Genomic DNA, 1,394 nt, shown 5'->3' on the forward strand with positions numbered 1-1,394 from the left:
TCAGAACCTGTGAACCAATCCAGCGCACCCGCGCTGGGGTCGAGAAAGGCGCTGAGCAAGGCGCGGCGCGCAGCCCAGACTGGCCGTCTGGGCCAGCGGCGCAACGCGGCGCAGCGCCTTTCCCGACCCCAGCCCGGAGGGAGTGGCCCCGCAAAGGGCCGACTCGGCGTTGCCGGGCTCGCGCAGGCGGCCAGCCTGGGCGTCGCCCGGCGCCTTGATTCGGCCCTTGGCGGGGCCGCTCGCGGGTGCGCTGGATTGGTTCACAGGTTCTCCTCGAACGGACCCTTGGTGACGAAGCCGCCGCCCTGGTGGACGGCCGCCGGGTCGTTCGCATCGATCACCGGCTGGCGCGCCTCGACGGCGGCACGGAAGCGCTCCGAGCTGTCCTGCGGGCGGTAGCCGATGTGGCGCGCCGCGGTGTTGTCCCACCAGCTCGTCGTGTTGTCGGACATGCCGTAGATCACCGTGTGGCCGACCACCGGCGCGGTGAGGCTGGCGACGACCAGGCGCTCGAGGTCGTCGTAGCTCATCCAGGTGGCGAGCATGCGGCGGTCCTTCGGCTCGGGGAAGGAGGAGCCGATGCGCAGGCTCACCGTCTCGAGGCCATAACGGTCCCAGTAGAACTGGGCCAGGTTCTCGCCGAAGGCCTTGGACAGGCCGTAGTGGCCGTCGGGCCGCATCGGCACCCGGGTGTCGATCACCTCGTCCTGGCGGTAGAAGCCGATCACGTGGTTCGAGCTGGCGAACACGATGCGCTTCACGCCGTGGCGGCGCGCCGCTTCGTAGACGTTGTAGGTGCCGACGATGTTGGCCTGCAGGATGGCGTCGAAACTGTTCTCGGTGGAGATGCCGCCCAGGTGCACCACCGCGTCCACGCCCTCGAGCAGCGCCAGCACCGCGGCGCGGTCTTCCAGCGCGGCGCGCTCCACCTCCTCGCCCGGGCCGGCCGGGCCGAGCTCGGCGATGTCGGACAGGCGCAGCGTGTCGCAGTAGGCCTTCAGCCGGCCGCGCAGTTCGCGGCCCAGGCCGCCGGCGGCGCCGGTCAGCAGGAGGCGGCCGAACTTCAGGCCGGTGGGGTGGAGGGCGGTCATGTCGGGAGCGGGCGGTACCGGGGCCGGTGTCTGCTAGAGTGCGGGCCGATCCGCTTGAGGTAGGACATCAGTTGTCGTATAACTTCATTGTTCAGCGACGCCCGATGGCCTGTCAAGGCAAGCCGATCGGGGTTTGTACCGAGGTGCCATGAACCCAGATGTCCTGGCCGCGCGTCGGCCCCGCACCCTCGCCCTCGGGCTCGTCGAGGCGCTCGGCGAGCGCATCCGCGACGGCCGGCTGGCGCCGGGCGACAAGCTGCCCACCGAGGCCGCGGTGATGGCCGAGTTCGGCGTCAGCCGCAC

At 70.9% G+C, this 1,394-nt stretch carries 2 protein-coding genes; one reads left to right on the forward strand and one right to left on the reverse strand.

Features of this window, described 5'->3' with window-relative positions; translation table 11 throughout:
- Nucleotides 1-260: 260 nt before the first annotated feature.
- Nucleotides 261-1,091 (reverse strand): NAD-dependent epimerase/dehydratase family protein, encoded by an 831-nt coding sequence (locus ACE3TA_RS22550; RefSeq protein ID WP_374576571.1) that lies wholly within the window; start codon nucleotides 1,089-1,091, stop codon nucleotides 261-263.
- A gap of 148 nt (nucleotides 1,092-1,239) precedes the next feature.
- Here ACE3TA_RS22550 and ACE3TA_RS22555 point away from each other — a divergent pair.
- Nucleotides 1,240-1,394: GntR family transcriptional regulator (locus ACE3TA_RS22555; protein ID WP_374576572.1), on the forward strand; the 155-nt coding region annotated here is incomplete at its 3' end.

Source organism: Phenylobacterium sp. (genome assembly GCF_041916435.1).
Lineage (GTDB): Bacteria > Pseudomonadota > Alphaproteobacteria > Caulobacterales > Caulobacteraceae > Phenylobacterium.

What these genes read in the sequence shown, in the direction of transcription:
- ACE3TA_RS22550 (WP_374576571.1), bottom strand. Translation starts at nt 1,091, where the DNA reads ATGACCGCCCTCCACCCCACCGGCCTGAAGTTCGGCCGCCTCCTGCTG.